The 6,760-nt window shown below is 71.8% G+C and carries 5 protein-coding genes; 3 read left to right on the top strand and 2 right to left on the bottom strand.

What is annotated here, in order from left to right; all coding sequences use genetic code 11:
- On the bottom strand, positions 1–992 hold a 992-nt coding region (locus tag VK611_15180), incomplete at its 3' end, for a cytochrome P450 (protein ID HMG42676.1).
- A gap of 121 nt (positions 993–1,113) precedes the next feature.
- Positions 1,114–3,117, bottom strand: a complete 2,004-nt coding sequence (locus tag VK611_15175; GenBank protein HMG42675.1) for a thiamine pyrophosphate-dependent enzyme — start codon at positions 3,115–3,117, stop codon at positions 1,114–1,116.
- Positions 3,118–3,212: 95 nt separating this feature from the next.
- On the opposite strand from VK611_15175, the gene VK611_15170 reads away from it, so the two are divergent.
- From VK611_15170 to VK611_15160, 3 genes are read left to right on the top strand one after another with little or no spacing between them, the layout of a single operon-like run.
- Positions 3,213–3,848: a hypothetical protein gene (locus VK611_15170; GenBank protein ID HMG42674.1), complete on the top strand. Its 636-nt coding sequence runs from the start codon at positions 3,213–3,215 to the stop codon at positions 3,846–3,848.
- Positions 3,849–3,857: 9 nt separating this feature from the next.
- Positions 3,858–4,814, top strand: coding sequence for an MBL fold metallo-hydrolase (locus tag VK611_15165; GenBank protein HMG42673.1), 957 nt, complete (start codon positions 3,858–3,860; stop codon positions 4,812–4,814).
- Between the two features lie 23 nt (positions 4,815–4,837).
- On the top strand, positions 4,838–6,535 hold the full coding sequence (locus tag VK611_15160) for an Hsp70 family protein (GenBank protein ID HMG42672.1): 1,698 nt from the start codon (positions 4,838–4,840) through the stop codon (positions 6,533–6,535).
- Positions 6,536–6,760 lie beyond the last annotated feature (225 nt).

Genomic DNA, 6,760 nt, shown 5'->3' with positions numbered 1-6,760 from the left:
TCCGAGAACTCGTGGTCGCCGAGACGCACGCCATCCTGGGTGACCGTCCGCCGGAAGTGGATCACCGGCGAGGCGAGGCGCACGATCTCCTCGACGGCGGTGGGCGCCAGCCCGTCGACGTCGGCCAGCCACCGCTCGCGCTGGTCCGTGTGATCGCTGAGGAGCCACATGCCATGGGCGATGGCGTTGCGGGTGGTCTCGTTGCCCGCCGCCACCAGCAGGATGAAGAACGACGCCAGCTCCTCGGGGGTGAGGTGCTCGCCGTCGACCTCGCTGGTCACCAGGGCGGTGATCAGGTCGTTCTGCGGGTCGCGGGTGCGGGCCTCGGCCAGCTCCTGCACCATCGCGGCGAGGTCCTGGCCGGCGGTCAGCAGCGCCCCGATGACGGCCGCCGGATCCTCGATGTCGCTGACGTACTCGGGATCGGTGAAGCCCAGGATCACGTTGGTGCAGTCGAAGATGAACTCCTCCTGGCTGCGCGGGATGCCCATCAGGTCGACGATCACCCGCAGCGGCAATCGCGCCGCCACCTCGGTGACGAAGTCGCACGACCCCCGCTCGGCGATGGCGTCGACGATCTCGGCGGCAACACCCTCGACGTCCGCCCGCAGCAGCTCGAGCTGCCGGGGCGTGAACCCCCGCGACACGATGCGCCGCAGCCGGGCGTGGCGCGGGTCGTCCAGGTTGATCATCGAGCCGAAGAACTCGAGGAACGGCACCGGCAGATCGAGGATGTTGGTGCCTTTGCCCGAGCAGAACAGCGCCGGCTGCCGGCTGGCCTCGACCAGGTCGGCGTGGCGGGTCACCGCCCAGTACTCCGTCTCAGGCTGGCTCAGCTCCGGGACCTCCGGATAGACCAGCTCCGGCACGACCATGCGGGCGATGGGGCGCTCGGTGCGCAGCAGAGCGAACGCCGCCTCGCGGTCGGCCAGGGGCCGGGCCCACCACTCCAGGTCCGAGAGGTCGATCTCGTCGACGGCGCTCGTAGACACAGCGATTCCCTTCGTCCACCCTCGATCTCACCGACACCGGCGTCAGTCGGGCTCACGCTACCCAGCACACCGCGACGGCCGCAGCGAAGCGCCACCCCGCATCGACATCGAGCAGTGGCGCTCAGAAGGCGAGCAGGCTTCGCAGTGCCGGTAGCACCCGATCCTTGGCCGACCAGATCGCCTCGAGCTGGGGAGCGAACGGGATCGGGGTGTCGAGGCCGCCGAGCCGTCGGACCGGCGCGTCGAGGCAGTCGAACGCCTCGTCGGCGATGGTCGCCGCAACCTCTGCGCCGAAGCCGCCGCTCGTCGGCGCCTCGTGCAGGACGAGCACGCGCGAGGTGCGGCGGACGGAGTCGAGCACCGTGTCACGGTCCCAGGGTTGGAGCGAGCGGAGGTCGACGACCTCCACGTCGGCCTCTCCGGCGTCCGAGAGGACCCGCGCTGCCTCCAGCGCCCACGTCACGCCGACGCCGTACGTGACGACGGTGGCGTCGCGGCCGGGGCGTGTGATCTGCGCCTCGCCGATCGGCACCGTGTGGTGTCCGTCCGGGACCGTGCCTCTGCCGTTGCGGTACAACCACTTGTGCTCCAGGAACAGCACGGGGTTGCCGTCGTCCAGCGCCGCGAGCAGGAGTCCTTTGGCATCCGCCGGAGTGGCCGGCGCGACGATCTTCAAGCCGGCGACACCACAGAAGTAGGGCTCGATGTTCTGTGAGTGGAACGGGCCGGCCCCGAGACCACCACCGACCGGTGCCCGGACGACCACCGGGACCGGTGCACCCCAGCGGTAGTGCGTGGTCGCCAGGTTGTTCACCAGCTGGTTGAAGCCGCAGGAGACGAAGTCGCCGAACTGCAGCTCGACGATCGGACGGAACCCGTCGAGCGCGAGCCCGAGGGCTGCGCCCAGCGCCCCCGATTCGATGATCGGGGTGTTGCGCACCCGCTGGGAGCCGAACTCCTCCACGAACCCGGCGGTCACCTTGAAGACGCCGCCGTACCCGGCGATGTCCTGCCCGAGGATGACGACGCCCTCGTCGGCCCGCAACGCCTGGCGCAACCCGTCGGAGATGGCGTCGATGTAGCGCATCTCCTTGCCATCACCCGCCGTGCGGGCGCTCGCCGGCGCTCGCCGCAGCGGCCGTGGCATGGCGTACACGTCCATGCGCTCGGACGCGGCGTCAGAGGTGGGCAGCGGTGCGGCCAACGAGTCGGCCACGAGTGCGTCGATGTCGGCCTGCACCTCGGCGCGGAGCTGTTCACGTTGGACTTCGTCGAGCCAGCCCTGGTCCTCGAGCGCCCGTTCGAGGAGCGTGACGGGATCGCGCTCGGCCCAAAGCGTCAGCTCGTCGGACGGCACGTAGTCGACACCGGAGGCTTCCTCGTGACCGCGCATGCGGTAGGTCATGCACTCCAGCAGGGTCGGGCCACCACCGGCCCGCGCCTGAGCCGCCGCTCGGCGGACGGCCTCGCGCACGACCAGCACGTCGTTGCCGTCGATGCGCTCGCCCGGCATGCCGTAGCCGACGGCGCGGTCGACGAGCTCGGCGCAGGCGTACTGGTCCCCCACCGGCGTGGACAACGCCCACTGGTTGTTCTCGACCACGAACACGACGGGCAGCTTCCCGACGGCGGCGAGGTTCATCGCCTCGTGGACGTCGCCTTCGCTCGTCGCCCCGTCGCCGACGAGCGCGACGGCGACCCGGTCCTCGCCCCGCAGCTGCGCGGCCAGAGCGAGGCCGTCGGCCACCGGCAGCATGGCCCCCAGGTGGCTGATCATCCCGACCACGTGGTGGTCGAGGCTGCCGAAGTGGAAGGTGCGGTCCCGTCCGTTCGTGAAGCCCCCGTCCCGGCCAAGGAGCTGGCGGAACAAGCGAGCGAGATCGACCTTGCGCCCGCAGAAGACCCCGAGGTTGCGATGCGTCGGAAGGATCCAGTCGTCCTCTTCGAGCGCCGCGACGATGCCGACCGAGACGGCCTCCTGCCCAAGTCCCGAGAACCACTTCGACAGATCGCCCCGGCGCAGGAGTGCGAGCATCTTGTGCTCGATCAGCCGCGGCAGGAGCAGGGCTCGATACAGCGAGAGCAGATCGGCCCGGTCGCTGGCGAACCCAGATGGATCGTTCATCGAGCACCTGCCTCGAGACGTCTGGGACATCACTCATGATGCCATCCGGACCGGCTCCGGTCGTTACGCTCCGCCGGTGCGGGACAGGAGGCTCGATGAGTGAGCCGGGGACGGTCGGGCGGCGGTGGGGTATCGGCCTGTGCGCCGCCGCGGTGATCCTGGGCGGGCTCGCCGTCATCGGCGGCGTCCAGCGCATGTCGGGGATGGGCGACCGCGTCGGGGGCTACCCGGCGGTGGCGGCCGGCCGGGAGGAGCTGGTCACCTTCGACGACGCGGGCGGCAAGACCGCCTACTTCGAGTCCACGTGCTTCGACTGTGGCGACGACAGCAACGCCGTCGCGCCTGACTTGGAGATCACGTCCGAGGACGGCGACAGCCTCGATGTGGGTGCCTATGCGACCGACGGGACCGCGACCCCGAGCTACAACGACGGGTTCTTCAGCTATACGAGAGGCCGGTTCGACGGCGAGCCCGAGTACACGTTCCGGATCCCTGAACCGGGCACCTACCGGGTGCGCGTGGGATCCAGCGATGCTCCCGATGCGCAGATGCGGCTGGGCCCGAGCGTCGCCCGGACGTGGTTCTCGGGTCTGCTGCTGACCGTCGGCGGGGTGATCGTGGGCGTCGTCCTGCTGGCAGCGGGTGTGGTCGTTCTGCTGGTCGCCGGGTCGCGCCGCCGCCGGTGGCGCCGACAGGCGGCGGCGGGGTCCTGGCCGCCGGCCGGCCCGTAGCCTCGGCCCATGGTCGCCCGATGGCTGCGACACGGGCTTTGGCGCCCCTTCGAGCTGGCCTGCCGGCGATCACCGCTGGTCCCGTTCCGGGTCACGGTCGCCGAACCGGTCGCCGGGGTGCGGGTCGTCCGCATCGACAACGCGGTCACGCGCCTGATCGGTCGGATCGGTGGCGGCTACGACTACTCGGTCAGCTACCTCGTGGGTGACGAGCTGCTGGTCGACACCGGGTTCCCGTGGGCGGCCCGAGCCCTGCGCAGCACCCTGGGCGAGCTCGGAGTGACTGCCCGGCTCACGCACGTCGTCAACACGCACTCCCACGAGGACCATGTCGGCAACAACGACGTGCTCGCCCAGGTCAGCGCGGCGCAGATCCTGGTACACCCCGCGGCGATCCCGGCCGTTCGGTGGCCGGCGCAGGTCCCTTGGTACCGGGGGTTCATGTTCGGCCCCCTCACGGGCAGCCGGGTCACCGCCCTCGGCGCCCGGCTCGAGGTGGGCGCGTTCTGCTTCGAGGTCGTCGCCACGCCCGGGCACACGCCGGACCACGTGTGCCTGTTCGAGCCCCAGCGCGGCTGGCTCTTCGCCGGCGACCTCTACGTCGACGACCGGCTCGACGCCCAACTCCCCGACGTCGACGGACCCTGCTGGATCGCCAGCCTGGAACACGCGATCTCTCTCGGCGCCCGGGTCCTCTTCGACGGCCACGGCCTCGTCATCCACGGGCAGGCCGCGGTCCGGGAGGCCCTCGACACAAAGCGGATCTTCCTCGAGTCGGTGCGCGACCGCACTCGACGCGAGGCCCCCGACGCCCGCTCCCTCCCCGAGCTCACCCGCCGCGTGTTCGCCGCCGATGGTCCCCTCGACCGCCTGTCGCGCCAGGAGGGCCGGCTCTCACTGCTGACGGGGTCGAACTTCTCGCGCAGCCACCTCGTCCGCTCGTTCCTCCCCACCGGCGACATCTGATGGGCTACTGCCTGGGTGTCGACATGGGCACGACCTACACCGCGGCCGCGGTGTGGCGGGACGGCACGGTCGAGGTGGCCAGCCTCGGCAACCGGGCCCCGGTCGTGCCGTCGATGGTGGCGGTGAGCGCCGGCGGCGAGGTGCTCGTCGGCGAGCCCGCAGCCCGCCGGGCGGCGACCGACCCCCTGCGTGTGGCTCGGGAGTTCAAGCGACGCATCGGTGACCCGACCCCGGTCATCGTGGGTGGTTCGCCCTACTCGGCCGACGCCCTCGTCGCCCTGTTGTTGCGGTGGGTGGTCGATCGGGTGAGCGAGACCCAGGGCCAGGCACCCTCGGCCATAGCCGTGGCGCACCCGGCGAACTGGGGCGAGTACAAGAAGGACCTCCTGCGCCAGGCCATCGCCCGGGCTGATCTCGACGACGTGGCGCTGGTCACCGAACCCGAGGCCGCCGCCATCCACTACGCCTCCCAGGAGCGCGTCGAACCCGGCTCGGTGGTGGCCGTCTACGACCTGGGGGGCGGCACCTTCGATGTCGCCGTGCTCCGCAAGACCGAGGGCAGCTGGGAGATCCTCGGCGAGCCCGAGGGCATCGAGCGCCTGGGCGGCATCGACCTCGACGAGGCCGTGTTCCGCCACGTCGCAGCCGCGACCGACGACGCGATCGTGACGCTCGATCCCGACGACCGGGGCGCCCAGGTCGCCCTCGCCCGGCTCCGCAGCGACTGCGTCGAGGCCAAGGAGGCGCTGTCGTCGGACACCGCCGTGTCGATCCCGGTGACCCTCGCGGGCTCCCACCGCGACGTGCGCCTGACCCGGGCGGAGTTCGAGGACATGGTGCGGGCGCCGCTGACCGGCACGATCACCGCACTGGGCAGGGCGCTGCGCTCCGCCCGGGTCACCCCGGCCGAGGTGGACGCCGTGCTGCTGGTGGGCGGATCGTCGCGGGTGCCGCTCGTCGGTCAACTCGTCGGTGCCGAGCTGGGCCGCCCCGTCGCCATCGACGCCCACCCGAAGTACGGCGTGGCACTCGGCGCCGCCACCGTCGCCGCCGAGCACCATGCGACCAGAACCACCGAAGCCCACCAGGCCGACGCCCCCGCCGGCGACCGGGCGCCGGTCGCGGCGGGCCCCGACGTCGGGGAACCGCCCGCTCCCGTCCCGATCCCCCAGGGACCGCCCGGCGCTCGGCGCGCCCGCGGGCCGGTCTGGTTGACCGTCGGGGCCCTGTCCGCCGTGGCTGTCGTCGCGAGCGCCTTCTTCCTGCGCGACCCCGGCGACGACCCGGCCGGCGGCGGTGAGACCACCACGACAACCGCAGGCATGGCCCCGGGCGGTGCGGAGGTGCCGGACTTCGACGCCGACTTCGTCGGCAGCGTCGGCGAGGGCCAGGAGCTGATCGACTGGCTCCTCGACCACGAGGGCCAGGCCGTGCACCTCGATCTCAGCTTCAGCGATCCGCCCGACGAGACCGACTCGCCGCCCTTCTGGACCAACTGCGAAGGGCTACCCGCGGCCGAGCAGCCGAGCACCGCCTTCTGCGACGCCTGGGTCCTCCACGTCCTCGGCGACGACACGACCGACCCGCCGTTCCCCGAGTCCCGCGACCTCTACCACCTCGAGGGCTACTTCCTGGTCGGGACCAGGTCGGGACCCAACCAGGGGTACTACAGCATCCCCGTCGAGCCCGTCTCGGCCCAGGACGCCCTCGGGCAGGGCTAGGCCGGACGAGGCCGAGGCCTGCTGCAACCGGCGGGCTCCGGTCGGGCATGCTGGCGGCTCCTGGAGGAGGGTGCGGGTGGCGGTTCGAGAACAGGAACAAGCGCAGCCGGCAGAGCGGGCGGCGGCGAGACGGCTGGGGGTCCTGCGTCAGGCCGCCCTGGCCTCCACCCTGCTCGTCGGCGTCCTCGGCGGCGTGGCCGTCTGGCGTGCCGTCGACCGCCTCGA

This window comes from Acidimicrobiales bacterium, assembly GCA_035316325.1.
Taxonomy (GTDB): domain Bacteria; phylum Actinomycetota; class Acidimicrobiia; order Acidimicrobiales; family VFJN01; genus DASXTK01.
This window is presented reverse-complemented; position numbering and strand designations above follow the sequence as displayed.

What these genes read in the sequence shown, in the direction of transcription:
- VK611_15175 (HMG42675.1), bottom strand. Translation starts at nt 3,117, where the DNA reads ATGAACGATCCATCTGGGTTCGCCAGCGACCGGGCCGATCTGCTCTCG.
- VK611_15170 (HMG42674.1), top strand. Translation starts at nt 3,213, where the DNA reads ATGAGTGAGCCGGGGACGGTCGGGCGGCGGTGGGGTATCGGCCTGTGC.
- VK611_15165 (HMG42673.1), top strand. Translation starts at nt 3,858, where the DNA reads ATGGTCGCCCGATGGCTGCGACACGGGCTTTGGCGCCCCTTCGAGCTG.
- VK611_15160 (HMG42672.1), top strand. Translation starts at nt 4,838, where the DNA reads ATGGGCACGACCTACACCGCGGCCGCGGTGTGGCGGGACGGCACGGTC.